This is a genomic window from Psychrobacter sp. van23A (assembly GCF_030845275.1).
GTDB classification, from domain to species: domain Bacteria; phylum Pseudomonadota; class Gammaproteobacteria; order Pseudomonadales; family Moraxellaceae; genus Psychrobacter; species Psychrobacter faecalis.
Genome location: NZ_CP132595.1, coordinates 814,690 through 841,306, shown reverse-complemented (window position 1 = coordinate 841,306; position 26,617 = coordinate 814,690). Strand labels below are relative to the sequence as shown.

General features: G+C 43.6%; 21 protein-coding genes and 1 pseudogene. 3 read left to right on the top strand and 19 right to left on the bottom strand.

All coding sequences use genetic code 11. The features are described 5' to 3' along the window. Positions 1-120 precede the first annotated feature (120 nt). Complete coding sequence (locus RAH45_RS03740) at positions 121-924, bottom strand: peptidoglycan DD-metalloendopeptidase family protein (RefSeq protein WP_193031894.1); 804 nt, start codon at positions 922-924, stop codon at positions 121-123. 274 nt (positions 925-1,198) lie between these two features. Beyond that, the gene (surE, locus tag RAH45_RS03735) at positions 1,199-1,999 is read right to left on the bottom strand and encodes a 5'/3'-nucleotidase SurE (RefSeq protein ID WP_227671106.1); all 801 of its coding nucleotides are present in this window, start codon (positions 1,997-1,999) and stop codon (positions 1,199-1,201) included. 488 nt (positions 2,000-2,487) lie between these two features. Here surE and RAH45_RS03730 point away from each other — a divergent pair, with 488 nt between their 5' ends. Further along, entirely contained in the window at positions 2,488-2,925 is a 438-nt protein-coding gene (locus RAH45_RS03730) for an MCR_0457 family protein (RefSeq protein WP_068406636.1), read from the top strand. A gap of 272 nt (positions 2,926-3,197) precedes the next feature. On the opposite strand, the pseudogene RAH45_RS03725 reads toward RAH45_RS03730, so the two are convergent. From RAH45_RS03725 to RAH45_RS03665, 13 genes and pseudogenes are all read right to left on the bottom strand, one after another. Continuing rightward, positions 3,198-4,503 (bottom strand): annotated as a pseudogene (locus RAH45_RS03725) (RNA-guided endonuclease InsQ/TnpB family protein). Between the two features lie 142 nt (positions 4,504-4,645). Next, positions 4,646-5,389 (bottom strand): RNA-guided endonuclease InsQ/TnpB family protein, encoded by a 744-nt coding sequence (locus RAH45_RS03720; protein ID WP_306495540.1) that lies wholly within the window; start codon positions 5,387-5,389, stop codon positions 4,646-4,648. A 222-nt stretch (positions 5,390-5,611) separates the two neighbouring features. Continuing rightward, on the bottom strand, positions 5,612-7,054 hold the full coding sequence (gene der, locus RAH45_RS03715; RefSeq protein WP_306495539.1) for a ribosome biogenesis GTPase Der: 1,443 nt from the start codon (positions 7,052-7,054) through the stop codon (positions 5,612-5,614). Positions 7,055-7,515: 461 nt separating this feature from the next. Further along, positions 7,516-8,724, bottom strand: coding sequence for an outer membrane protein assembly factor BamB (bamB, locus tag RAH45_RS03710; RefSeq protein WP_306495538.1), 1,209 nt, complete (start codon positions 8,722-8,724; stop codon positions 7,516-7,518). 243 nt (positions 8,725-8,967) lie between these two features. After that, a complete protein-coding gene (locus RAH45_RS03705) occupies positions 8,968-9,771 on the bottom strand; it encodes a YfgM family protein (RefSeq protein WP_306495537.1) in 804 nt (267 codons plus the stop codon). Between the two features lie 58 nt (positions 9,772-9,829). Continuing rightward, complete coding sequence (gene hisS / locus RAH45_RS03700; protein ID WP_306495536.1) at positions 9,830-11,128, bottom strand: histidine--tRNA ligase; 1,299 nt, start codon at positions 11,126-11,128, stop codon at positions 9,830-9,832. A gap of 116 nt (positions 11,129-11,244) precedes the next feature. Continuing rightward, positions 11,245-12,360: a flavodoxin-dependent (E)-4-hydroxy-3-methylbut-2-enyl-diphosphate synthase gene (ispG, locus tag RAH45_RS03695; protein ID WP_068407683.1), complete on the bottom strand. Its 1,116-nt coding sequence runs from the start codon at positions 12,358-12,360 to the stop codon at positions 11,245-11,247. Positions 12,361-12,485: 125 nt separating this feature from the next. Further along, a complete protein-coding gene (locus RAH45_RS03690) occupies positions 12,486-13,301 on the bottom strand; it encodes a helix-turn-helix domain-containing protein (RefSeq protein WP_306495535.1) in 816 nt (271 codons plus the stop codon). Next, positions 13,298-14,233 (bottom strand): type IV pilus biogenesis/stability protein PilW, encoded by a 936-nt coding sequence (pilW, locus tag RAH45_RS03685; protein ID WP_306495534.1) that lies wholly within the window; start codon positions 14,231-14,233, stop codon positions 13,298-13,300. The genes RAH45_RS03690 and pilW overlap by 4 nt, the downstream gene beginning before the upstream one ends. A gap of 253 nt (positions 14,234-14,486) precedes the next feature. Further along, positions 14,487-15,728 carry a dual-specificity RNA methyltransferase RlmN gene (gene rlmN / locus RAH45_RS03680; RefSeq protein ID WP_306495533.1) on the bottom strand — a complete coding sequence of 414 codons (1,242 nt, stop codon included), beginning with the start codon at positions 15,726-15,728 and terminating at the stop codon, positions 14,487-14,489. A gap of 354 nt (positions 15,729-16,082) precedes the next feature. Further along, positions 16,083-16,514: a nucleoside-diphosphate kinase gene (gene ndk / locus RAH45_RS03675; protein WP_144297275.1), complete on the bottom strand. Its 432-nt coding sequence runs from the start codon at positions 16,512-16,514 to the stop codon at positions 16,083-16,085. A gap of 294 nt (positions 16,515-16,808) precedes the next feature. Further along, positions 16,809-18,098, bottom strand: coding sequence for an adenylosuccinate synthase (locus RAH45_RS03670; RefSeq protein WP_102076376.1), 1,290 nt, complete (start codon positions 18,096-18,098; stop codon positions 16,809-16,811). A gap of 182 nt (positions 18,099-18,280) precedes the next feature. Further along, a complete protein-coding gene (locus RAH45_RS03665; RefSeq protein WP_306495532.1) occupies positions 18,281-19,597 on the bottom strand; it encodes an ATP phosphoribosyltransferase regulatory subunit in 1,317 nt (438 codons plus the stop codon). 499 nt (positions 19,598-20,096) lie between these two features. On the opposite strand from RAH45_RS03665, the gene RAH45_RS03660 reads away from it, so the two are divergent. Beyond that, entirely contained in the window at positions 20,097-20,486 is a 390-nt protein-coding gene (locus RAH45_RS03660) for a DUF2237 family protein (RefSeq protein ID WP_306495531.1), read from the top strand. Positions 20,487-20,612: 126 nt separating this feature from the next. Further along, the gene (corA, locus tag RAH45_RS03655; protein ID WP_306495530.1) at positions 20,613-21,836 is read left to right on the top strand and encodes a magnesium/cobalt transporter CorA; all 1,224 of its coding nucleotides are present in this window, start codon (positions 20,613-20,615) and stop codon (positions 21,834-21,836) included. A 132-nt stretch (positions 21,837-21,968) separates the two neighbouring features. Here corA and RAH45_RS03650 read toward each other — a convergent pair whose 3' ends face one another. From RAH45_RS03650 to RAH45_RS03635, 4 genes are all read right to left on the bottom strand, one after another. Beyond that, positions 21,969-22,451, bottom strand: coding sequence for a phosphate-starvation-inducible protein PsiE (locus tag RAH45_RS03650; protein WP_102076388.1), 483 nt, complete (start codon positions 22,449-22,451; stop codon positions 21,969-21,971). A 119-nt stretch (positions 22,452-22,570) separates the two neighbouring features. After that, entirely contained in the window at positions 22,571-23,476 is a 906-nt protein-coding gene (gene folD, locus RAH45_RS03645; protein ID WP_306495528.1) for a bifunctional methylenetetrahydrofolate dehydrogenase/methenyltetrahydrofolate cyclohydrolase FolD, read from the bottom strand. Between the two features lie 273 nt (positions 23,477-23,749). Next, entirely contained in the window at positions 23,750-25,192 is a 1,443-nt protein-coding gene (locus RAH45_RS03640; protein ID WP_306495527.1) for a capsule assembly Wzi family protein, read from the bottom strand. Positions 25,193-25,314: 122 nt separating this feature from the next. Continuing rightward, positions 25,315-26,517, bottom strand: a complete 1,203-nt coding sequence (locus tag RAH45_RS03635) for a DegT/DnrJ/EryC1/StrS family aminotransferase (protein ID WP_306495526.1) — start codon at positions 26,515-26,517, stop codon at positions 25,315-25,317. Between the last annotated feature and the right edge of the window lie 100 nt (positions 26,518-26,617).

The following is a 26,617-nucleotide window of genomic DNA, read 5'->3' as shown; positions in this document are numbered from 1 at the left end:
TCAAATATGAATAATTAAAGCAACTGATAGCTAATAATTAATAGCGAGCAAGCAATAACAATTAACAGCCACCAAAAAATTGCAGCAAATTTAACGTCTTAAAATCTAACGTCTTAAAATTTAACGTCCAAGCACCGCACGTGGGTCGATAGGGTTACCATTTAGGCGTACTTGGAATTCTAAGCCGACTTGGTTGGTCTCGCCGCTGCTACCCATATTTGCAATACGCTGACCGCGCTGTACCGCTTCACCTTCTTTTACCAGCAAGGCACTGTTGTGCGCATAGGCGGTAATATAGTTATCGCTATGACGAATCATAATTAGGTTGCCATACTCAGGCAGACCGTTACCTGAATACAGTACGGTACCCGATTGGCTGGCAAGTACCGGATCACCGACATTACCGGCAAACCACATACCCATATTACCGGCAGCAGCATCAAAGTTACGAATCACTTGGTTGCGACTTGGATACTCATAACCCGATGTTGCGTTGGCGGTCACTTCATAAACAGGCGTTTGCGAATAGTTCGGAGTATTGTTCACAGGCGGTGTATAACTCGGCTGTGGCCGTGTTTGAGCAGGAGCATTATAGCGACTGTTATTATTGGCGTTTACTGGCTCGCCTTGCCATAATTTGAGCCATTGACCACTATAAATCGTATATTTGCTATCTAAACCATTGATCGCACCGATTTGGCGATAATTGAGACGATAGCGGGCGGCGATTTGACTGACAGTGTCGCCACGCTGCACACGATAATAATTGGGCACGCCTTGTCCGTTGGTGATAATCTTCGGACCCTGATTAGCGCCTTGATAAGTGGGCTTGGTGGCACAGCCAACCATCGTCACGGTCGCTGCCGTCAATGTTCCCATCAAGGCTAGGGTTGCTAAGCGCGATCCAGCAATAAGCTTCTTCATACAAGATTTCCTATTCTTTATGTTACTCACAAACTCCTTGTGTTACTCACAAGCATTTTGCTAACGGTTGTAACGTTTAATGTCCTAAACACCATAATTATGCATTTAATAACCAATGGTTTTTAGCTCATTCAATAATAAATGGTTTTTAGCGATTTTAAGCTCTAATAAATTTAGTACTAATAAACTTAAGCATTGGCCAATTTAAGCAAGGGCAAATATCATCATAAACTTAGATAAATCAGTCAATTTACAGCACTAATTAGAGGGCTAATTACAGTACTAAGGCTGAGAGTGACGCAAGGGTTTCGGTCGGCGTATGATGCAGGCGCACAGGCGATACACTAATATACCCTGCTGCCACCGCTTGGTCATCCATCATCTGTATTTCTGCTGATTCAATACTTGCGTCGTCTGTTAATAATTCCCGTTGGCGTTTGCGTAACGATAGCCAGTAGGCATCGCGTCCGCGTGGATCGACCACATGATGAACGGGACGCGCAATCTGACTGTGACTCAGCGCTGTTATTTTTCGACCTTTAATCGCAGCTACGCTTTTGACATCAGGAATATTAACGTTTAATACATGATAGGGCAAATTTTTGCAAGCCTCCAATATCGGTGTATCGGTCATGAGTTTGACAATCTCATTGGCCGCCATTTGATAATGACTGGCCTGCTGCGCTTCGTCATTTTTTGTGCCGCCACCTACCAAAGAGGTTGCGATCGCTGGTATGCCAAAAAGCTGGGCGGTCAAAGCCGCGCCAAAGGTACCCGAAAATAAAACGTCCTGACCAAGATTGGCACCGGAATTGATGCCAGTAATCACCCAGTCAAAATCGCTATGACGATAGAGTTCATGTAACGCCAAATAAACGCAGTCAGCGGGTGAACCATTGACTGCTATAAAACCCGAATCTAACTTATGGGTATATAACGGCGTTGAGATGCTCAAAGCGCTGGCGCAGCCGCTTTGCTCATTACTTGGTGCGACCACCACCACTTCTGCGATGGTCGACAATGCCTGATAAAGCGCCAATAGCCCTGGCGCATGCACCCCATCATCGTTACTCATTAAAATTTTCATTTTTGCCCAATTTTGCTTAATATCGTCATTAATGACCGTCTGTCAGGTTCTCTACTTTTCTATCCTAAAACCGCTATAATTATGCCTGCCGAAATCAAGAAAAATAAAGACAGACATTATGGATAGTGCTGTCGCGTTTTAGATTTTGGGCGATTATACCCTACTCGCCTCGCGAGGCGAACCCAGACTTTAAGCAAGTTCAAATTACTATTTGATTTTATTCATAATTTTAATAGTAGCAGTAAGCATCTTTTGCAAAAGGTAAGACGTCGCGGTTACAGTAGGCAACAAGGGACAACACGAACAATTGATACTTTTATGTTGAGGTAACTTAGGGCGATATAATGCTGATATGTTGCTGTAAAGGCGGCTTAGCTCACAATATATCTACACATAAATCAATATTTTATGTGACTTTTATTTTTTTACCCATTAACATAGCACCATCAAACAAAGATAAGCGAGTGTAATACTGAATGAAAAATCAATCGATATTATCTATAGCTTCTGTGATAGCAAAGACCGCCTCAAAAGTTGGTCTTGCAGGACTGATAACGTCTATTGCTATGCTGTCTCAAGCGACCCAAGCTGCGTCCAATGCGTCGACTACCATTCCAGTAGATTTATCGGGCATTAATATCACTAAGCATGAGATTGCGGTGATGCATGTGTTATCAGAGATTTGCCCGCCGATGTTAACCGGCAAACAAAAACAGCGCTTTTATAAATCTTATAACGTGCAGCTGCATGAATTGATGCCATCGTTAGAGGATCCAAAAGCGGCTATTCAATACTTGTCTACGCAGCAAGATTACCGTCAAATTCTGCAAGGTATTCGTAGTTGGACCATGGGCTTCTCAAAACAAGAGAACAAAGCCTTATGCGAAGATTTGGCCAATGCTGAATATCATTAACCCGTTTCGATAGAAAAGTAAATTCGCTAAAATCTAGCATCTGGTCAACGTAAATAAATACCTTTACTATTAACGACAATAAAATCTGGTTATTATGACGTGATAGATGCTAGGCAAAAACCTTTGATAATTAGCTTTTAACAAGTGGTCTTATACATTTAAAATAAGCGTTTAAATTAAGCTCATACTGGGTTTATTAAATATTGAATTTATTTGACATACTCCCGCCACTTTCGACAAGCTCAAGCGGGGGATTCTAAAAGCAAAAGCTCTTAGGCGATTTTCTCACGACCGTCGCAAGTTTTCTGCTTCAACGGGCGACCTTTACTGCATCTTCCCTCGACAGACAAAACGGCATGTCCTGCCGCAAGAATATTACGAGCTGCATTAACATCTGCATTCGCAATATAACCACATTCAACGCACTCAAATTTTGCTTGGGTACGTCTATTTTCTTTTGCAACATGCTTGCATTCAAAGCAGGTTTGGCTTGTATAACGCGGGTTTACTTTAATCAGCAACCCGCCTTGCCAGTGCTGTTTATACTCAAGCATAGTCAGCGCCATCGACCAACCTTGATCAAAATTGATTTGTTCAATCCTGACTTGGCTTTGACGTTACGACCTTTATTTTCTAACGTCCCGCTTGCAGATCCCGACATATTGGCTACTTTTAAAACCTCACAACAATCATGGCGTGGTTTTTGCTGATGTCAGTGCTGATTTTATGCAAGTAGTCATGGCGAATATTGGCAATGTGATGGTGAAGCTTTTGGATTTTACGGTTTTGCTTTTTCCAATTTTGGCTAAATAAGACCTTACGACTTAATTGGCGCTGTAGCTTTGCCAGTTTAATTTGATTGGCTTTAAAGCTGTTTTTGGGTTTGATGTGCTGACCATCTGAGGTGGTAATGAGTTTAGTGACACCTAAATCAATACCTATGGCGCTTGTAGAGGGGTGAATTGGGTTTTGATCCAGTGCTCGCTCACACCCAAAAGACACGTACCAGTGCCCTGATTTCTTGCTAATAGTGATGTTTTTAATGGTGCCGATGATGTTTTGTGATTTTCTAAATTTCACAAAGCCCACGCCATTAGGTAGTTTGACGCGATTACCCTCAACACGGCAATACTTATCAAATTGAACCAAGCGAATTGAGTCACAGCCATCGGATTTGCGCTTAAAGCGTGGCATTAGTGGACGAAGTGGTATCTCCATTCCATTAGCCAGTTTAAAAAACTTGGGTTTACGAGGTTTCTTTTTATTTTCTTTGAGCCTGGCATGAACTTTAGGATCAAAAAAACGTGACCAAGCAGAGGCGAGATCACGTACTTTTTGTTGTAAGGACACGGCATTGGCATGGGTTCTTAAGAAGTCAAAATCAGGATTGTTCTTTAGATCCATGATTTTATTAACCAAGTTGGTGGCATTAATAAATTCATTTTTGGCAAACATCTCAAATGAGATCGCTAGCATTTGATTCCAAACAAAACGGGCAGAGCCGACAAGATTATTTAGAATAATCTGTTGCTCTACATTAGGCTCAAGCCTAAACTTATACGCTTTGTTGATTTTCATTACCGCAACTAATTTTGTTTGATAGAATATAAATTCTAAAGATTATTTAGATTTCATACAGTAGCTAATTTGTATAAAAATATAATAAACACTAGGCGAAATTCACCTCCACCCTAATGTCGGGTGGAGTCCTCTTTCGCTTTTAGATAGGTATTTTATAGTTGCGGCTCTCTGACAATTTGCGTTGATCCGCTTTGGCAGCGGCTCTGCGTTTGGCTAAGATCTTTTGCTCACGCGCAAGCTTGGCTTGCAGCTTCGATAGAAACTTAGGATTGGCCACTTTGCTGCCGTCTGATAAGACGATAAAGTCCGTCAATCCTAAATCAATGCCGATGTTAGAGTGGGTTTTTGGTAATTCATTAACGATAGTTTCAATCAGTAGGCTGACGTAATACTTACCTGATGGGGTACGGCTGATAGTGGCGCTCTTGATAAGCCCATTAACAGATTGATGTATTTTAACCTTAATGTGGCCTATTTTTGGCAATTTAACGGTGTTCTTGGTGACGGCTACCGATCCTTTTTGATTGTTGGTGGTGTAACTATCTTTAATGCCTTTTTTCTTGAACTTAGGGAACCCTGCGCCTTGCTTGAAAAATTTACTATAGGAAGCTCTTAGATTTTGCTGAACATTGGCTAATGCCAAGCTATCGACTTCTTTTAGCCATTCAAATTCTTTTTTATACTGAGCAGGGGTGTTGTTTAGGGTGGTCTTCGTAGTTTTGTAGTGATCTATTTTATCGCCAAGCATTTTATTCCAAATAAAACGAGCGCAGCCGAATGACTTGGCAAAGAATACTTGCTGTTCATCAGTCGGATATAGCCTGATTTTATGGGCTTTTAGGATCTGCTTTGGCATGAGATATTTATTGTTAGTTGGTTGCATAATTATTATACAACAGGTTGTAGGAGTAGTTACCAACAACGCATTCATCTCCCCACCTTAGAGGTGGGAGAATTCTGCGCTAAGATGTTAAATTAAAAAATGCCATGACGACTGATATAGTCATCATGGCATTTTATATTACAGAGAAGTAAATAAAAGAAAAACAGCGCTAAGAATGTCTTTGTTTCCTATAGAATTAAAGACACTTAGCATATTATCTGATTAGCGCTTTTTATCTTTATTGGTAAATCTGGGCTTATCTTTGGTGGTAAATTTTTGCGCGCGATTGCGTTCACGTTGGCGTAATTGCTGCGCTTTTGCTTTGGTTGGCGTATCACTTTTATTGGCGTACGGGTTTTCATTTTGCTTAAAGATAACATTAAGCGGTGTGCCTTCAAGTTTAAAAACTTGACGGAATTGGTTTTCAAGATAACGCTGATAGCTTTTTGGTAGCGCAGAGGTTTGGTTACCATGAATCACAATCACCGGCGGATTATGACCACCAATATGCGCAAAACGTAACTTAATACGGCGACCAGCAACCGTTGGCGGCGGATTTGCCGTAACCGCATCTTGTAAAATCTGCGTCAAACGGTTGGTTGATACCTCAAACATCGACGACTGATAAGCACGTAAGATAGATGGGTATAAATTACCTACGCCAGTGCCGTGTAGCGCTGAGATAAGATGTACTTTGACATATGGGATAAAGTTAAAGCGGCGATCCATTTCAAGCTTGATATAGTCTTTTTGATCCTGGGTCAGACCGTCCCATTTATTAATGGCAACTACCAATGCACGTCCTGCATCAAGCGCATAACCAATCATATTTAAGTCTTGGTCGACAATACCTTCGTGCGCATCAATCACAATGATGGTTACGTTAGAATCTTCAATCGCTTGCAAGGTTTTAATGACTGAGAACTTCTCTACTTTTTCATCGATTTTACCGCGGCGACGTACGCCAGCCGTATCAATCAAAACGTAATCTTTGCCATCGCGTTTATAAGGAATATAAATACTATCGCGCGTCGTACCGGGCATATCAAACACCACCACACGGTCTTCACCCAACAAACGGTTGACCAGCGTTGATTTACCAACGTTTGGACGACCGATAATCGCAAGCTTTAGCCCTCTTGGCTCGACGACATTTTCTTGCGTTGGCATATCAGCGGTCAACGCTTCTAGCAAATTACCAACACCGCGCCCATGACTGGCTGCCATTGGATACGGCTCACCTAAACCTAACGCATAAAACTCTGCAGGCGCAGCTTCATGTACACCATCGACTTTATTGGCGACGACATAAACAGGCTTGCCGAGGGTATGCAAAAACTTACCAATCTCAGCATCAGCGCCAATCATACCGGCACGCGCATCAACGACGAAAACGATAATATCGGCTTCATGAATGGCGGTATGCGACTGCTCAGACATATAGTCATCAATGTTGCCGCTACCATCGTCTGCCTCACCAATACCGCCGGTATCGACTACGATAAAGGATTTGTCTTCATAAGTCGCATCACCGTATTGACGGTCACGAGTCAGCCCTGATAAATCAGCAACCAATGCCTGCCGACTTTTAGTGAACTGGTTAAATAAGGTAGATTTACCGACGTTTGGACGGCCAATTAAGGCGACCACAGGCTTGATACTCATGGGTTACTCTCAGTGAATGACACAGTGATGTGTACAATGGCGGACGCTGCGTTTACGCTTATATTAAGAATAATAACGCTACTCGACCGCGAATTTAAATAAAAAATAAAGATAAAACGATGGCAAATAATAGTGGGCTTTTTGCGTTAAGCAGTTGCTATAAATAATGGTTAATATGTCGCTTAAAGTATAGATAATTCAGACATATAAGCATCATGACCAATCAATCGTCATGACTTATACAATTAGCGCCTACCACGTATCGGTCGCATAGAGTACGCGAAAGCCACTATTTAAACAAGCAATTTACACAAGGCACGAAACGCTGACAAAGCAGCGTTTTTTTAACTCTCATATCAATCTGCTTATTTAACGCTTTATTTAGCGCCTAGTTTTAACCCATCGCTTTAAAAAATTGCTTTAAAACATAGGCAGTTAAATAAGCCGTCACTGACAAAAACTTAGCGTGCTAATTGCCAAATCGCTACTTGTCCTGAAGTACTTTGGGTCATTAATAGACTGCCTTGTACTTGCAAATTGGTCAAAGCACCTTTGGTTTGCACGCGGCTAACGATTTTGCCGCTTGCAGGATCAAATAAATGTACCACCCCATCAAAGTCGCCGACCGCAATATAATTGCCAATCATGACAGGATTGGTGAGGTGACGATAAGCCAACTCTTCACTTTCCCACAAAACTTCGCCATTACTGCGGTTATAAGCGACCACCTTACCGTCTAAACTGGTCGCAATAACTTGCTGATTATTGACCGCAAGCGACTTTAAGCTGGCAAGCTCATTGACGAACATAACCTGACGCGAGGCCAGATCAATCCCAAGCAGCTGACCGCTATAACTGATGGCAAATAACTGATTATTATCAACAATCGGCATACCGTCGACATCGCTCATGCGCTCAACTTCGCTACTACCCGCTCCGACGCCAACGCGGCGTGACCACTGCGGTAAGCCATTATCAATAGTAATAGCATGCAAGCGACCGTCAGCCGTTGCTAGGAGTGCAGTTTTATCATCTAACAGTGTCGGCGCTGCTGTACCGCGTACGCTGATAGGAGGTACTTGGGTGGCAAACTGCCAAACAGATTGACCGTTTTGTAGCGACAGACCATGCAAGAAACCATCATTGGCCGATAAAATTACTCGGTTATTGCTGATTAATGCTGGGGTCAAAACCGTACCCGTTAATTGCTGCTGCCAGCGCTTGGCACCAGTGGCACTATCAAATGCCATCACTAAACCGCTGCGTGTACTCACAATAGCCGTCTGACTAAGGGCGTCTAATGCCACACCGCCGGTAATTTGATCGCCTACATTGACTGACCATAGGCGCTGACCCTTGCTATCAAAGCCAGTCAAATCACCACCGCGCGAGGCCGTGACAATTTGCGAGTTGGCATAACCTACTTGCAGGCTAAGAGGATCTTTACTACTGGCTTTTTTGCTACCGACATCGGTACTAAAAACAGGTTGTAGTACGCTAATTGGCTGTGCGATTTGTACCAACTTTACAGGATCATTGACGACTGGTTTGATACCTCGATTACACCCAACGACTGCTGTTGCCATCACTGCGATGACGGCGACATGCATGGCCGTCGTTTTGATTGTCTTAACGTTTATCGTTTTGTTTGAGCGAATAGCTTGAGTCATTATAGGTTCTCACTACCAATAAAGTAATTATGAATAAATTAGTTAGCAGTAAATAAGTGGCACACAATAATAAGTATAATAAATAAGCACTTATGATTGATACTACCTCTTCAACTCACTGCGCTACTTAGTTTTAAAAGGGTTTGTACAACGTTTTATCGTGTTGCAATTTTTCTTTATTAGCACATTAACGCTTTTGCTATTTTTTTAATATTTGGTTTTGGTATCTTTTTAACAACTGGCTTATGCGCCAGCTTCTATCTTATTATTGTCTGCCGCATTTTCACCTTCGGCTACGACTGGCTGGGCAGGCATAGCAGGTTCTTGGATAAGTCCAGCTTGCGGCTCAATAGGTTCAGGCACGATACCGAGACTTTCCATCTTTAATGCCAATACTGCACGCGTTTCTTGACGGCTACGTAACAATTCCCAAGCATTATTGTAAGATTTAATCGCCGCGTCTTTATTATTTTGCGCCAAATAAATATCACCAAATAACTCTTGCTGGCTTGCCTCAAACGAGCTTGGCATATCGTTATTAGCTTCAGCCAAAGCAGCATCGGCATCGCCCGCTGCCAATAGTGTTTTGGCATAGCGCAGACGGGTAATCGCTTCTAAGCCTGCATCTCCTAAATCGATTGCCAGTGCTTTTTTAAAGGTCTCACCTGCACCTTTAAAATCATCGCTATCCACTTGTTGACGCGCTTTAATCATTAGCGCTTGCCACGCATAGACAGAGTTACCATGAGTGCTTACTAAAGCATCAATATCTTTATCTAGCTTTTTACGGCTCTCAGCCAGTGACGCTTGCGCCTCTGCTTCTAAGTCTGGGTTTTGTGATGCGAGGCTGACTTCTTCATTTAAACGTTGAATATCGGCATAATGGTCGGCGGCCACCGTATCGACGCGCGCATGGTTATTTTGCCAATACGTCCAGCCAAAATAGGCTGCTAACGCCAATAAAATCGCAGTGACAATATAGCTGCCATATTGCTTTAACGCTTGCATTGAATTGTCTGCATTTGGCGAATTGGGTGTCAGAGCCATATATTTTTACCTGATAAAATTGATATGAAATGTTTAATGCTAAAGCCACAATCGCTTGTTAACGAACGAAGTTATCTTTAGTTGACAACCAGTCTTGCGCGACTGTTTTTTGCTCACCCGTCTGCATGTCTTTGATACTAATGGTATTATCATCGAGTTCCTGCTGAGCGATAATCACTGTCAACGCCGCGCCCGATTTATCAGCCTTTTTCATTTGCGCTTTTAAGCTGGTTGCGCTCGCCATTTTTACGCGTAGGTCAGGACGGCTATAACGCAGCGCTTGCGCATAACTGATACCCGCACTATAAACTTCTGGATGGGCAACCACAAAAATATCGCAAGCGGGCAACTCTGCTATCGGAGATACAGCGTCGATAAGCAGTAATAAGCGCTCAAGTCCCATCGCAAAACCAACGGCTGGCTCAGACTTCACGGGTTTATTATTCCCTTTATCATCAGGAATCCCGATAGATTTTAACTGGCCAACCAAACCATCGTAACGGCCACCGGCACAAACGGTCGCTTGGCTACCAAGCTTATCAGTAACCCACTCAAATACGGTTTTATTATAATAATCAAGTCCACGTACTAAATGCGGATTAATCTCAAACTCAATCCCAAGTGCGGTCAGATACGCTTGCACTTGTTCAAAATGCGCTTTACTTTCAGCACCCAAAAACTCAGCAAGCTTTGGCGCCTCTGCCAATAGCGCTTGGGTACTCGCCTCTTTACTGTCTAAAATACGTAATGGATTGGTCGTCAAGCGGCGTTTACTGTCTTCATCTAGCTGCTCTTGTTTGTCAGTTAGATATGCAACCAATGCTTCACGGTAAGCATGACGCTCATCAAGCTCACCCAAACTGTTAAGCTCTAAGCGCATCTCATCTTTTAGACCCAATTCTTGCCACATCAAATGCGTCATAGCAATCAGCTCGGCATCAGCATCTGGTAGCGCACTACCAAAACTTTCGACACCCAATTGATGAAACTGACGGTAGCGACCTTTTTGTGGACGCTCATAGCGAAACATCGGACCTATATACCAAAGCTTTGGCGTATCGCCGCGCAGCAAATTGTGCTCAATCACCGCGCGTACTGCCCCTGCCGTGCCTTCTGGGCGCAATGCCAATGGTGTTGGCGGCTCAGACTTATCGGTAAAGCTATACATCTCTTTTTCGACGATGTCGGTTGCGCCGCCGATAGCACGCGCAAACAAGTCGGTTTGCTCTACAATAGGCAAGCGAATATGCTCATAACCGTATCTGCCCAATACATCTGCCAATATCGACTCTAAGTGCAGCCATTTTGCGGACTGCTCAGGCAAAATATCATTAAACCCTTTGATTGCTTTAATCATAGTACGGTCGTATCCTTAAATTTTTAACAAGCTATCTCTAATACTTTTTATTAATAATGACGGTTTTTATTAATAATCGCGCTTTATTTTAATCGCAAAACAAATCAGGGGGCGACTTATTTTACGCGAATGATTTCATTCTCACGTTTTTTCGCCAAATCTTCGGCATGCGCACGTACCATGCCTTCGATTTCATCAACCAAATTATTGGTATCAATCAAATGGCTTTTTTCGCCCATACGGTAGACCAGCGATTTTGGTGCCGCGCCGACAATACCAATGTCTGCTTCTTTCGCTTCGCCCGGACCATTTACCTTACAACCAATCACCGACAAATTCATCGGCTCACGGATATCTTCTAAACGCGACTCTAATGCGGTCATTACTTTAATCACATCGAACTCTTGGCGTGAGCAGCTTGGGCAAGCGATAAAATTAACACCATTTGAGCGGATATTGAGCGACTTTAAAATATCAAAGCCGATTTTAATTTCTTCTTCTGGCTCTGCTGCCAAGGAGATACGAATGGTATCGCCGATACCGTCTAATAACAGCCCGCCTAAGGCAATGGCAGATTTCACCGCGCCAGTACGATACACGCCCGCTTCAGTGACGCCTAAATGCAAAGGATTATCAATCTGCGCAGAAATCAGACGATAGGCATCTAAAGTCAAAAATACATTACTGGCCTTTACCGATACTTTATATTGATCAAAGTTTAAACGCTCTAAGATATCGATATGGCGCATCGCTGATTCAAGCATCGCCTCACCCGTTGGCTCAGTATATTTACGCTGAATGTCTTTTTCCAAGGAGCCGGCATTAACGCCAATACGAATCGGAATATTATAATCTTTGGCGCAAGCGACCACTTCGCGGACTTTGGCGTCGCTACCGATATTACCCGGGTTAATCCGCAGACAATCGGCGCCCGCTGCTGCAACCGCTAGGGCGATTTTATGATCAAAATGTACGTCTGCGATAAGGGGTACACTAACCCGCTTACGAATCTCGGCAAAGGCGTTGACGGTGTCCATCGTCGGTGTCGACACGCGCATTAAATCCGCACCCGCTTCGACGCAGCGCTCAATTTGGGCAACGGTCGCTTCTACATCACAAGTATCGGTATTGGTCATGCTTTGCACACTAATCGGTGCATCGCCGCCGATTGCGACATCACCAACATATATTTTTTTGGTAAGACGACGGTTAATAGGCGCTGACGTTGACATAGACAAACCCTTTCATTGGAACAAATTGGAACGAATTAAAACTGAAACTTGGAAACCAACATTACTTTTAACGCTAACAGCTTGTTAAGAACAATCGTTTTGTTAAGTTTAATAGCTGTTAAATATTAAGGTGCAAGCTCAAAACTGGCCTGCGTACCTGTAGCATAACTGTCTAACGCCACGGCTTCTTCATTAAGCAGTAAGCTGACATTTTTGACATTATCAATCTGTACGTTAAAAGGCGGCGTACCTGATAACTTATAATCACCCGCAGTTTGCGAGCCATTCATCAAATTGCTACCCGAGGCATCGGTAATTACCACAACAGCAGCATCAGTCAGCTTAACATCGAGCGTAGCGGCTGCCGTACTTTCACCGCCCAAATTCAGCGCCGAGCCCGACGCACCAACGCCATTACCATCAACATCAATCGCTGCGCCTTGCGCTTGCTCTAGTGCTGAGATATCTTCGCTGGTCGTTACTGGCTGCTCATTATTGTCTTTACTGGCGTTAGACACCATGCGAAATAAGAAAATTGCTAAAATAATAACGCCAATCACGGCGATGATTAATAAGGGATTAAAACGAATGCGATTGTGAGTATCGCGCTGCAACGTACCCATCGGGCGTAGTGGCGACTCAATATTTTGAGGGGCGCGCGCTTTTAGCTCATTAGGATAAGCGGCATCAAAGCTGCTCGCTACTTTTATGGGATCTAAACCCAAAAACTTAGCGTAGTTAATTGCAAAACCGCGTGCAAACGCCGCTTGTGGTAAATCCGCAAAATTCTCATTTTCGAGCGCTTGTAAATGACGTTTTAAAATAAATAATTCGGCAGCAGCCTCTTCTAAACTGACTTGTTTGGTTTTGCGGGCTTGCTGCAACATGGCACCAAATGATCCCTGAGCGTTAGATTGTGTGTTTGATGATGGGGTGGTCATTTCCATGGTGCCTCTGGATTATTAAGCCAAATCTTAAGTTGTTTTGCTTCATCGCTTAGTGGGTAAGCGGATAAAAGCTGCTGAGCCAATTGCTGGCGCGTTGCTATGTTATTTTGTGCCGCGGCAAGTTTGATACCCTGTAATAGCAGACGCGGGCTAATACCCTGTCCTTGTACCAGTAGCAAGGTTTCATCATAGAGCCTTTGAGCCTGCTGTACACGTTGCTGCTCGAGTAGCAAATCAACCAGTTCAATATGCGCAATCACACTATTACGGTTGCCATCTAAAGCGCGTAAAAATGCTTTGGCAGCGGCTGGATGATCATTGAGCTGAAGATAGGTACGCCCTAAATTCTCTAACGCCCCAATTCGGCCTTCGTAGCCAAGCGCCGCCCCTGCAATCTCAAACTGCTCCGCCGCCTCTTTATAGCGCTTCATTTGCGACAAATAAACGCCGTAATTATTGTGCGCTTGATCAAAATCTTTATCTAGCATAATGGCTTTTTTAAAGTATTGATCGGCTTTCGCAAGATTTAGGCGACTGCCCTCTTGCTGCAACAAAATGCCCATCATATCATAGGCAGGCGCATAACGGCTATCGGCAGCAAAGGCTTTTTCAAGTTGGCGCTGGGCGGTATCGAGCTCATTTTTGCGGATATATTGTGCAGCAAGTGACGTGCGAACGCGAGCAATTTCTTGCTGATCTAAATTGCGATTGTCGCTCGGTCGCGTCGACGTTTGATAAGGTGCATTACCAATCAAGTCTGTGGTCGTCGTACTTTGACAACCGCTTAACAACAAAGCACTTAACGCACTGGCTAACAAAATAACGTTTGCGCCGCGCGTTTGGGCAATACTAACAGCTGATTGCTGCGCTGGTTGAGAAAGTAAGGTTTGATATTTGAACTGACAAAGAGTTTTTAAAGTCATCATAGCCGCCATCATAAAACTGTGGGTCAATGCGTTCGATCATCGAGGCATCAGTTTAATAGATTTAGCACCCATAAGTACAATTTAGTTGATATTAATTGTGCTGCTCTTTGTTATTGATGCTCGTAACTACATTTTATTACCGTTCTGAGATGAAAAAGACAGATAAGCAATTCAATTCATTGCCTTACCTGTCTAATTGTCAATCAGCAAATATTTAACCCTAACTTCCTAACTTTGGACAATAAAAACGGCATTAAATAATTTCCCGATCTTTAATACTTTGCTGCCATGCTGCTGAACGACGCGTTCTATCCGCCACTTGTCCAACCAATTGACCACAAGCGGCATCAATATCATCACCGCGCGTTTGGCGAATGGTACACACAAAACCCGCTTGACTTAAAATATCGCTAAAGGCATGAATGCGGTTATTGCTCGATTTATCATACGGCGCATGCGGGAACGGGTTAAACGGAATCAGGTTAATCTTACTTGGCAAATCTTTTAATAATGCCACCAGTTGATGGGCGTGCTCATTGCTATCATTGACGCCATCAAGCATGACATATTCAATCGTGACATGCTTTTTATGACGCGGATTAACATCATAAACGTAGTTTTTTGCCGCGGCAATCAGCTCATCTAACGGATATTTTTTATTAATCGGCACCAGCTCATTACGCAACTCATCGTTTGGTGCATGCAAGGATATCGCCAATGCCACGTCAATATCTTGCGCCAATTGGTACATTTTTGGCACCACACCCGAGGTCGATAGCGTCACACGGCGCTTTGATAAACCGTAAGCATGATCGCTTAGCATCAGCTCCATTGAGCTAACCACGGGTTTATAATTTAACAATGGCTCACCCATGCCCATCATCACGACGTTGGTGACGTTGTTTTCCCATAAGCTATGGTCAACGTTGTCTAAACTGTCATTGTCATCGCTCATATAAGAAGCATTCGCCACCCATAATTGGCCGATAATTTCGGCAGCGGTTAAATCACGCTCGAAACCTTGCTTACCAGTACTGCAAAAACTACAGTCTAGCGCGCAGCCAACTTGCGAGGAGATACAAAGAGTCTTACGGCCGTTTAGTTTGCTATCATCTGCCGGAATCAATACCGTCTCGACCAATGAACCGCCGGTGACTTCAAAGACCCATTTACGCGTGCCATCATCGCTATACTGACGATGAATCACTTTTGGCGGCGTAACACAAGCATGGGCTGATAATTTATCACGCAAGGATTTGCTCAAATTGGTCATTTGCTCAAAATCGGTCACCCCGTGCTGATAAATCCATTTAATCACTTGCGTCGCACGAAACGGCTTTTCGCCAATACTTTTGAAATAATCGGCCAGTTGCGCTTGCGTCATGCCCAATAAGTTGGTTTTCGCTTGTGCTTCATCGACAAGCTTGATGCTATTAGCTGGCTTTTTAACAGTCTGTGCTGGGATATGTTGAATAGGGGTTTCAAGAGTGGACATAATAGGTAACCTTTTTGCAGCCACTAACATAAGCGCTGCAATTATTGAGATGGGCGTTGCCAGTTAATCATACATCTGATGTATGAGGGCATAAGCAATCCGTTATGAGCGCATTTTTATCCGCTTCTTTTATCAAGATATCTATAAACACTTAAAGTTTATAAAAACATCATGACAATATGCTGATAAGGGATTGATAATGCTCGTAAAACTAATAATGAGGCAGATCTTTAAGAATTTCAATATAGAATCAAACTATTATAGCTAAAACGGCTTATACCAAAAGATATAAGCCGTCTTGCTACACTAATTATCGATAACCAGCATCAAAGCGATTATCAATAACTGCTGCTATTAACGCGTACGTGCACAAACTTCATCTTCATTGAAGAAATAGCTGATTTCACGGGCTGCTGATTCCGCTGAATCTGAACCATGAACGGCGTTTTCATCGATGCTGCTAGCGAAGTCAGCACGGATAGTGCCTTCATCAGCGTCTTTTGGGTTAGTTGCACCCATGATTTCACGGTGCTTAGCGATTGCGTTTTCGCCTTCTAGCACTGATACCAATACTGGACCTGACATCATGAAAGATTTTAGGTCGTTGTAAAATGGACGCTCAGCGTGCTCAGCGTAGAAACCGCCTGCTTTTTCATCATCAAGTTGTAGCATTTTAGCTGCAACAATTTTTAGACCCGCTTTTTCAAAACGGTCGTAGATAGCGCCGATGTGGTTGCCAGCTACTGCGTCAGGTTTGATGATAGATAAAGTACGTTCGTTAGCCATGAAAAGCTCCTATTAAGAGTGGGTTGGATAAGAAATAAATTGTTATGTCTTTGGCCACTGTGTTGGTATCGGCTAAATTAAGCCATTTTTATTTGCCAATGCGGCAACCTGAGTGCCAACACAGGATTGCTGCCTATTATAATGGTTGACGATATAAATGATAGGGTTAATTTAGGAAAGTCGCTTGCATAAAGCCAAAACTTACCGCTCATTTCTCAAATATTTATGATTTATTGCTACTAAAAAGCCCCAATGCTGAGCAATGGGGCTTTTTTATGTAGCTAAAAACACTATCTACGCATCATACGGATCGCGTAATACAATCGTTTCTTCACGGTCAGGACCGGTTGAGATGATATCAACTGGGCAACCAATCAACTCTTCGATACGTTTGATGTAAATCTTGGCGTTTTCTGGTAGGTCGTCATAGCTTGTGATACCAACCGTTGACTCGCTCCAGCCTTGTAGAGTTTCGTACTTAGGCGTGACTGACTCATAGAATTCAGCATCATGGGCGCCTGCACACTCAGTCTCAGGTAAGTTGTAACCGACACCGATTAATAGCTCTTCTAGACCGTCTAATACGTCAAGCTTAGTCAAGCAGATACCTGACATAGAGTTTAGTACCACGGCACGGCGTAATGATTCAGCATCAAACCAACCACAGCGACGCGCGCGGCCGGTGGTTGCGCCAAACTCATGACCGACTTTGGCCAAATGCGCACCAACATCATCAAACAATTCAGTTGGGAACGGGCCACTACCAACACGCGTGGTGTACGCTTTAGTGATACCCAATACATAGTCTAAATATAATGGACCAATACCGGTACCAGTCGATACGCCGCCCGCGGTTACGCTAGAGCTGGTCACAAACGGATAAGTACCGTGGTCGATATCAAGTAGCGTCCCTTGCGCACCTTCAAACATTAGGTTTTTGCCAGCAAGACGTAATTGGTTTAGGTCTTCGGTCACATCGGTAACCATACCTTTAATCTCTTCTTTCCACTCTTGGCAAAGCTTAAACGTCTCATCAAAATCAATAGCGTCCACTTTATAGTACTGAGTCAGTTGGAAATTATGATATTCGATTAGATTGCGTAGTTTTTCTTCTAAGTCATCTCGGAACAAGTCAGCAAGTTTAATTGCACGGCGCGCAACTTTATCCTCATAAGCTGGACCAATACCGCGACCTGTGGTACCGATTTTGCCCGTGCCGCGCTTAGCTTCGCGTGCTTGGTCAAGCGCCACGTGATAAGGCATAATCAATGGACAGTTTGGTGAAATACGTAGGCGCTCACGGACTGGCACATTCTTTTCTTCTAGAGCTTTCATCTCTTTTAATAGAGCGTCAGGTGCTAGCACCACGCCGTTACCGATGAAGCACGTTACGCCTTCACGCAAGATACCTGAAGGAATCAGATGTAGGATGGTGGTTTTGCCATCGACAACTAAGGTGTGACCAGCATTATGCCCGCCTTGGAAACGTGCAACGGCTGAGGCTTTTTCGGTCAGTAAATCAACGATTTTACCTTTACCTTCATCGCCCCATTGGCTACCCAAAACTACGACATTCTTACCCATGATTAATCCTTACCTTTATGTATTGAGGTGTGTGCAGCAATAATTTTAAAACAACCTAGCAAAACTTAATTAGCACTAAGAAATGATATGTTATTCACTGTCTGTTTTTCAAAATTTAATAAATAAGCTTCGATAAATAAGCCTTATGCAAACTGATTATGAGCGTAACAGTTTTTTTAAATTTAAACCGCTTCTAGACGCCACTCATTATCTACAAAGTTTAAACGGTGCGTCAGCGCTGCTGGACGGTCATCAGCCGTTAATGGCATAGTGACGCGGTAACCTTGCTGACGTAAGCTTGTGACCTGCTGCAATAGATTCTGCATTTGCGCTTTATCAGCATTAGCTTGCTGTAAAGCCTCATAATCAACCAATACAATAATTGGTGACTCAAGCTGCGTATGCGCCAACAAACGGCTGACATCCATACTAAAGCCTGTCGCTTGACGTGGCTGCTTTGCGCTTAATTGACCAACACTTTGCATACCATCAAAACGCCCACCACGTACCAGTGGCTGAGTTTCGCTATTGATATAGCCGTTAAATATAATGCCGGTATGATAATGATAGCCCGACAGTTCGGTCACATCGATACTGACTGGTGTCTGCCACTGCGATTCTAAATGGGCTTTTAGACGTTGTAGCTCATCGACAGCCGTCACAATGTACGTATCTTGTTTAGCCATATCTGACAGCGTGTCTAACAGTTTTGCCATATCATGACCAAAGCGCGCCAATGCGTAAAAATCATTACCCATTGTCAGTAACTGACAGACACGTTTTAGCTCAGGTAAATTTTTATTGGCATACAGATGCATCAATTGCTCGGTATCATTATCCGACAACTCAGCCAGTGCCGCTAAACGCTTAAATATCGCCACATGACCCAAGTCAATATGTAGCGCTGCGCTCATATCCAAGCTATTTACCATACTAAACAGCACATCTATCAGCTCGATATCAGCTGCAAGCTCGCCGCAACCAAATATCTCTGCACCGAGTTGTAGCGGTGTACGTGAGCCAAAGAGCCCTGAAGGCAAGGTATGGATGACGTCGCCTGCATAGCAATAACGCGCAATACCATGACCGCCGTGATGGGCATCAATACGCAAAATCTGTGGCGTAATATCGGCGCGCACGCCCATCAAACGACCGGTCAGCTGATCAATAATCTTAAAGGTTTGGCGCTTTAAATCTTCTGAGGCTTCACTCAATAACGATTCGGTAAACTCAATCATGGGCGGATTGACCAACTCATAGCCATGACTGATCAGCTGCTGGATCAATTGATGTCTCAGTACCTCTTGCTTATGAGCATCTTCAAACAATACATCGACGACCCCATCAGGCAGCAGCCAGCTGTTATTGGCAACGTCGCTGGCAAAGTTGTTGAGATATGGCAGACCATTAGCGGCAGCACGGTTATCAGCAGGCTGGGTCGCCGCTGGTTTTGTCGTATTTGACTGGGCAGGTTTTGCAAAATCAGAACTGACAGACACAATGAATCCTTGTTTGGCGTAGCGCTTACCAAAAACGCGGTACTGATGCGGTACTAAAAAGTCGTATTCATAATGGCAGTGATATAAGGCGTTTTGTATTTTTGACGCGCAACATCACCGACCTAATTATCTATAAGCAAACTAGGTGACCGCAAAAGGGTGAGTAATAAGTATAAGTTAGGATGATAAGACGAGTATCTTTATGCGCTAAAATTTATGCGATAGAAAACTATGATAAATAATCAAGGCACTTTATGCTTTAGTTTAGCATAGCAGCCAAGCTTCGCCTAGTGACAATTGAACCCAATTGCCATCTAATTATTTTGCGAACGCATGATGTATTAAACTCATTGTCTCCTAAACTTATTCTTTAACAAAGAAGCGGCCTGTCTTATAAACCGTACTTAAACCTTGTAAAGCGTTTACCATCTGTTGCTTGATAACGCCTTATCGCTAGACTCATGTTACACTAAAGCATATTTTTATCTCGGAAAGCCTTATGTCATCTGATTACCACCCAAACCCTGCCATCAACCAAACCAACGTCCTTGGCACTGCCCTCGCCAGCTGTTGTTTTGACCCTATTACTGGCTATTATCGCAATGGCTTTTGTCATACCGGCAATCATGACGTTGGTCAGCATACTGTCTGCGCGAAGATGACCAGTGAATTTTTAAACTTTTCTGCCAGTCGTGGTAATGACTTGATTACGCCGCTGCCTGAGTATGGTTTTGCTGGCCTACAACCTGGTGATTACTGGTGTATCTGCGCGCTACGCTGGGTTGAAGCATTAGACTTCGATATTGCCCCGCAGATAAAGCTCGAAGCCTGTCACGAAAGCTTATTAAGTTTGGTTGATATCGACACGCTGAAACACTATGCATTGTAGTTTGCAGAGCAGCAATATAAAAAAGGTGAGAGACATAAATTAATAGGCTAAAGATGTTTTAGCCCATGTCATTTTCACGTTTATTTAACATTTATTTAATATTAGCCACCGACTGAAGGAGAAGGTATGAACCAAGATGATGACCTGATTGTCAAACCGACAACGCGTATCACACCTGACTCTAATGTCAGCCTTATCGACACCAATATGGGCGATGAGCGCTCTTATTTAGACAATTACGCCAGCTATGACAGCTATATTTATGGCGATGCCGATGCGACGGTCGAAGATACGATTGAGACCATGACCATCTATGACCCCGACTCTGAGCGCTATGAAGATATCGACTTATCGAGCGATGATGAAGTGGTCAATTGCTACGCCTACTCGCGTAAAACGGGCGAAAAAGTCAATAAAATCGGCCTAAATGATGTCAGTCGCGCTTTAAGTAATAGCGGGCAATTTATCTGGCTTGGTCTGTATGACCCAAGTTTAGAGACCATGGTAAAAGTTAGAGATGCCTTTGAGCTGCACGAATTGGCGATTGAAGATGCCTTTGCCGACCATCAGCGCGCCAAGGTTGAAAACTACGACAATGACATGATATTTGTGGTGCTACGAACCGCCAAGCTCGAAGACAACGTCATTCGCTACGGCACCACGGCGATATTTATGGGCAAAAACTACCTGATTACGATCCGCAATGGTCCGTCGAACTCTTATATGCCAGTGCGCGAACACTGCCATCGCCGCCCAGAAAAACTGCGCATGGGACCTATCTTTGTCCTGCATGCCATACTCGATTTTATCGTCGATAACTATATGCCGATTACCGATCGCTTAGGCAGTTATCTACGCGAGCAAGAACGTAATATTTTTACTTATGAGTTTAATAAAGAAACGCTTAGAAATCTGTATGAATTAAAATCGCAGCTGGTGCATATGCGGGCGGTGATTTTACCGGTACAAGATATCTGTAGTTTCTTTATTAATCACGATAAAAGCGATTTAATCTCGCCGTTTTCCCATGCTGCAAAACCTTATTTCCGAGATGTGAATGACCATTTATTGCATTCTTTAGATGCGATTAATGGCTTAAATGAAATGCTTAGCGTGGTCATGAATACTTACCTCGCCATGGTAAATATGGGACAGAATGAGGTGGTCCGTAAACTTGCTGCTTGGGCTGGTATTTTGGCCGTACCGACAGCAATTGCTGGTATCTATGGCATGAACTTTGATTTTATGCCAGAGCTGCATTGGCAGTATTCTTATCTGGTTATCATGGCCGTTATTATCTCACTGTGTAGCTTTTTATACTTTAACTTTAAACGCTTAGGTTGGTTGTAAGCCATTTAAGAGAGTTTCAGACAAAAAAAGGGCTGCCATTTAATTGGCAACCCTTCTTTTATTGAAAACCATCTATTCGCATGCGCATGATTGAGCAACAACCATTCAATAATGATGTTTTTTGAAAAAACCTTATTTACGATAAGGCTTACTATCAACGCTTGGTAGATGATGCTCGGTACTACTTATTTGATGATCATCCAAATAATCTTCTGGTCGCCCAAACATCTTCGCCGTCCACGTTAATATTACAATCGACGCACTCAGTACCATAATGGCAAAGGAAATCGTTGCCAATAGCCAAAGATGAAAGTTATCGGATACCGCTTGTACATCGACCACCAAATGGCGTGATAAAGCGGTAATGGCAATAAATATCAAAAACTGCACCGGTAAACGATGGGTTTTAAAATAAATCCCAATCATAGCGAGCAGTTCAAGATAAATAAACAGCAATAAAATATCTTTTAAATCTGCTGAGCCTTTTTGCACAATAGAAAAGAACTCTTTGCCAGCCGTCCAAACCACCACCACGCTGATTAAGAATAAAATAATATAGTGGCAGATATCGACAAACTCGCGACCGATATGCTGCATGCGCTCATGGATACCCATATTGGAATTTGCTACATCGATATCATTGCTTTGATAGGCTTTATTATTTTTCTCTGTCGATAGCTGTTCAGATTGCTGTTCAGATTGCTGTTCTGGTTCTTGCTCTGACAGCGGCTTCATTAGCTGACTGCACTGTTGTCTAAACCAGCAGCTTTTTCGGCCGCATTAACGGTTTGGCGAATAAGCGTATTAATGGTCATAGGGCCAACGCCGCCAGGAACCGGTGTATAAGCACTAGCAATATTTTCTACGCCTTGCAACTCGATATCACCGACGCCGCCATTATCCGTTGGATGGAAACCTGCATCGATCACCACCGCGCCTTCTTTAATCCATTCCGCTTTAATCAGCTCAGGCACGCCCACTGCCCCAACGACGATATCAGCACGCTTGATATGCGACTCTAGATCTTGCGTTCTTGAATGGCAAATCGTTACCGTACAGTTGGCATTTAATAGCATCATCGCCATTGGCTTACCCAAGATGGCACTGCGACCAACGACTACCGCCTCTTTGCCTGCAAGCTCAATGTTATGATGCTCTAATAAATGCATGATACCTTGCGGCGTACATGAGCCGTAAGCGGACTGCTGCATCGCCATACGACCAAAGCCAAGGCAGGTCACACCATCGACGTCCTTTGCCAAGTCAATCTGCTCAAAGCAAGCACGCTCATTGATATGAGCCGGTACTGGGTGCTGCAGCAGAATACCATGCACGTCTGGATTGCTATTTAGCTCGTCTATTTTTGCTATCAGCTCTGCAGTCGTTGTCGCACTTGGCATTTCAACGCGAATAGAATCCATACCGACACGCTTACAAGCATTGCCCTTCATACGCACATAAGTCGCAGACGCAGGATCGTCACCGACCAATATCGTCGCGAGGCTTGGAGTACGGCCTGTTTTCGCTTTAATAGCGTCTACACGCGCACTCAGTTGCTGTTCTATTTGTTTAGCAAGTGCTTTACCGTCCAAAACGGTAGCAGATCCTTGGGCAGTTGACGTAATAGACGCAGTTGACATAGTAACTCCAATAAAGGGTGCGATAAAAAATAGGGTACGATAAAAAGTAAAGACAGCGCCTGCAAGTTTTTGCATGCCTGTCTTATGCGCGGTCAATTCTTTTTGACCGTTAATTGAGACTGATATTGTACCTGTCTGAGCTAAAAAATCCTAGCACCCTATTGACAGTCCATACTTTAAAATCTGTAAACTCACTATAAAAAATCGGCCTATTAATTATAATAGACCGACTTTTTATGTTCGAAAACTTTCTTAAACTGATTAAACAGTCATTTAGTAAGTTTGCAGCTCAATACCTACGCCTACCCCAACATCAGTGGACTGGATATCAGAGTCGACTGCCCAAAGCCTACTAGATATCAGCGTCTTTGGATTGTACTGATGCTCCCAAGCCACATCAATACTGGTCAACTTATCAGTCGTTGGAAATGCTTGATTAATGGCTTCATCCGCTTGATTCACCTTGGCATGTTGTACTTTTGCATTGATGAAATTACGGTTATCAACCCATAAACGCCCCCCAAGCGCGATACTTTCCGCATCGCCGCCTAACGCATAGCCTAATGGAAAACCTTGCTGATAATAGCCGTCTGTATAAATACTATGATCATAAGAGATGCCGCGTACTTCGCCACTGGTACGGGTATCGGTATACTCTGCATACAGCTGATATGGTTTACCATAAGCAGCAGACGCATAATCAACACCGGCTAAATACATATTTTTCGCGGGTAAGCCGCCTGCTTCATCTTCACCCACGTATTGTGCATAAACGCCTGCAGGTACATTCACTAATGGCGCTAAACTTAAGCGCGCATCAAATCCACCCAACTGATTAGCAGGATCGCCTCGCTCGTTCCCACCATTATCTTTAGTTCCTAAAAGAGCATCAGTAAAGGAGCCAAAACTCTCTGGACGACCTTCACCGCCCCACATAAAGGTACGAGAAGCCCCGACTTCTAACCATTCCCAAGGGCTAGCGGTAAGTCTTGCACCAAACAGCTTAGCATCAGGAATCGCTTCATAATCTTCAAACTGACCGGCAAATAGCTGATATTGCCAAGGTCCGACCCACGATAAATATTGTGATGTCGGTGCAGCTTGTTGGTCACGCTGCATCGTAAAGCCTGTCACTGGTAAGCTTGCATCGCCTCGAATAAGGCTACCATCATGCCCAGGTCCCCACCACGTTGGAATTTTACCCGCTATCAACCACTGATTGGCAGCAGTACCAGCAAGGTACGAGCCTTCAAAGCTAACATCTGAGCCATCTTCAATGAGTTTGTCATTTTTTAGATTGGCTTTCAGATTAAATTCCCACTCCGCTTCGCTAAGCGACACGCCAACGCTTGCTTGTTGACCCGCCAGCTTATCATCAGCAAATTTTTGTGGTAGCTGATCTCTATCGGTTTGTATATGTAGGGCAGCCGTCCCTTTTACCACTGAGTTGCGGTTCTGATTCAATCGCGTTTGTACCGACTGTAGGATCTGCTGCTGCGCTGGCGTCTGGGCATTAGCCGTATTTAAAGCGCGCTTGATCTCATTGGCGGTCAGCGGCCAAGTACTGGTGCTAATCTGCGTGACCCCTTGAGTATTCAGCCAGTCAAGATCTGCCTTAAGCTTTAGATCGTTCATATACAGGTTTTGTGCAGATGCCAACATCGACACTGAGGATAAGACACTCAAACCCAATAAAATACTTAGCTTCTTGTACATGATGAAATACTCTGCGGTTGTAAAGGGATTTATTATAAAAGCTAATGGTTTATAAATACTATGGGTCAAACATCAATTTGCATTAATGTAACTAAATTTAACTTAACTCAACAACTGATATCTTATTGGTTATGTATATTCGCAAATACGCTATCAATCGCTTGTACGGTTTGCTTAATCTCGTCTTCTGTCAACGTTGGATGCACGAGAAACATCAAGCTGGTTTCGCCAAGCTGCTTGGCGACTGGCAATCTGCTTTCAGGACGTAAACCTGTATTATCAAATGCTTTTTCCAGATAAACTTCCGAAGCGGAACCTGAAAAACAAGGCACCCCTAAGTCATTAATCTCTTGAATAATCTGATTTCGTGACCAGCCTTCAGGAAGGTTATCTGACTGCACATAAACGTAGAGCTTATAATAGGCGTGGGTCGAATCTGCAAACTGCGGCGACTCTTCTAATCGTGGTACAGACAGGTAGCCTTTTGCTTCCCATTTAGCACAGGTATCTAAGATAGCTTGAGCATTAGCCGTACGTTTGGCTGTCCAATCAGGCATTCTCGTTAATTGAATACGACCAAGCACTGCTTGCATTTCAGTCATGCGCCAATTGGTACCAAAGCTCTCATGTAGCCAGCGATAGCCTGGTGGATGCTCAGTCTCGTAAACCGCCGCGTAGCTTTTACCATGGTCTTTATAAGCCCACATCTTGCGCCATAACTGCTCATCATTGGTGGTGACCATACCGCCCTCACCGCCTGTGGTCATCACTTTATCTTGGCAAAAGCTCCACGCACCGATATGGCCGATACTACCAACGCTACGACCTTTATAACGTGCACCGTGGGCCTGAGCACAGTCTTCGATTACGTATAGATTATGCTGTTCTGCCAGTGCCATGATGCCATCCATATCACAAGGCCACCCTGCCAAATGCACACAGACGATAGCTTTGGTCTTAGCCGTCAATGCCGCCGCGATTGACTCAGGCGTGATATTACCAGTTGCCTCATCGACATCAGCAAAAACAGGGGCTGCTCCAGCATTGACTACCGACGAGATACTCGCAATAAAGGTACGCGGCGTGACGATAACTTCATCACCTGCACCGATATCTAACGCTTGTAAGGCAACGTCTAATGCCAACGTCCCATTACCCATCGCAATGGCATATTTGCTATCAGACCATTTAGCAAACTCCGTCTCAAACTGACGACACTCTTGCCCTGTCCAGTAATTTACCTTATTGGATAGTAATACTTGACTGACCGCATCGGCCTCTTCTTGCGTAAAGCTTGGCCAAGGTGAAAATGGGGTGTTTAACATAGTTGCCTCGATGGTACTTATTTATAATTGATGATTCGTGATTCATCATTGATGATTAGTAATTTATAACGAAATATTTGATTCTGATTTTTTATTTATA

Coding starts and splice junctions, on each gene's coding strand:
- RAH45_RS03660 (WP_306495531.1), top strand. CDS start 20,097: ATGTCATCTGATTACCACCCAAACCCTGCCATCAACCAAACCAACGTC.
- rlmN (WP_306495533.1), bottom strand. CDS start 15,728: ATGTCCACTCTTGAAACCCCTATTCAACATATCCCAGCACAGACTGTT.
- RAH45_RS03730 (WP_068406636.1), top strand. CDS start 2,488: ATGAAAAATCAATCGATATTATCTATAGCTTCTGTGATAGCAAAGACC.
- RAH45_RS03740 (WP_193031894.1), bottom strand. CDS start 924: ATGAAGAAGCTTATTGCTGGATCGCGCTTAGCAACCCTAGCCTTGATG.
- RAH45_RS03650 (WP_102076388.1), bottom strand. CDS start 22,451: ATGGGTATCCATGAGCGCATGCAGCATATCGGTCGCGAGTTTGTCGAT.
- RAH45_RS03705 (WP_306495537.1), bottom strand. CDS start 9,771: ATGGCTCTGACACCCAATTCGCCAAATGCAGACAATTCAATGCAAGCG.
- corA (WP_306495530.1), top strand. CDS start 20,613: ATGAACCAAGATGATGACCTGATTGTCAAACCGACAACGCGTATCACA.
- ndk (WP_144297275.1), bottom strand. CDS start 16,514: ATGGCTAACGAACGTACTTTATCTATCATCAAACCTGACGCAGTAGCT.
- RAH45_RS03640 (WP_306495527.1), bottom strand. CDS start 25,192: ATGTACAAGAAGCTAAGTATTTTATTGGGTTTGAGTGTCTTATCCTCA.
- bamB (WP_306495538.1), bottom strand. CDS start 8,724: ATGACTCAAGCTATTCGCTCAAACAAAACGATAAACGTTAAGACAATC.
- surE (WP_227671106.1), bottom strand. CDS start 1,999: ATGAGTAACGATGATGGGGTGCATGCGCCAGGGCTATTGGCGCTTTAT.
- der (WP_306495539.1), bottom strand. CDS start 7,054: ATGAGTATCAAGCCTGTGGTCGCCTTAATTGGCCGTCCAAACGTCGGT.
- RAH45_RS03670 (WP_102076376.1), bottom strand. CDS start 18,098: ATGGGTAAGAATGTCGTAGTTTTGGGTAGCCAATGGGGCGATGAAGGT.
- RAH45_RS03720 (WP_306495540.1), bottom strand. CDS start 5,389: ATGCAACCAACTAACAATAAATATCTCATGCCAAAGCAGATCCTAAAA.
- ispG (WP_068407683.1), bottom strand. CDS start 12,360: ATGTCAACGTCAGCGCCTATTAACCGTCGTCTTACCAAAAAAATATAT.
- hisS (WP_306495536.1), bottom strand. CDS start 11,128: ATGATTAAAGCAATCAAAGGGTTTAATGATATTTTGCCTGAGCAGTCC.
- RAH45_RS03635 (WP_306495526.1), bottom strand. CDS start 26,517: ATGTTAAACACCCCATTTTCACCTTGGCCAAGCTTTACGCAAGAAGAG.
- RAH45_RS03690 (WP_306495535.1), bottom strand. CDS start 13,301: ATGACCACCCCATCATCAAACACACAATCTAACGCTCAGGGATCATTT.
- folD (WP_306495528.1), bottom strand. CDS start 23,476: ATGTCAACTGCGTCTATTACGTCAACTGCCCAAGGATCTGCTACCGTT.
- pilW (WP_306495534.1), bottom strand. CDS start 14,233: ATGATGACTTTAAAAACTCTTTGTCAGTTCAAATATCAAACCTTACTT.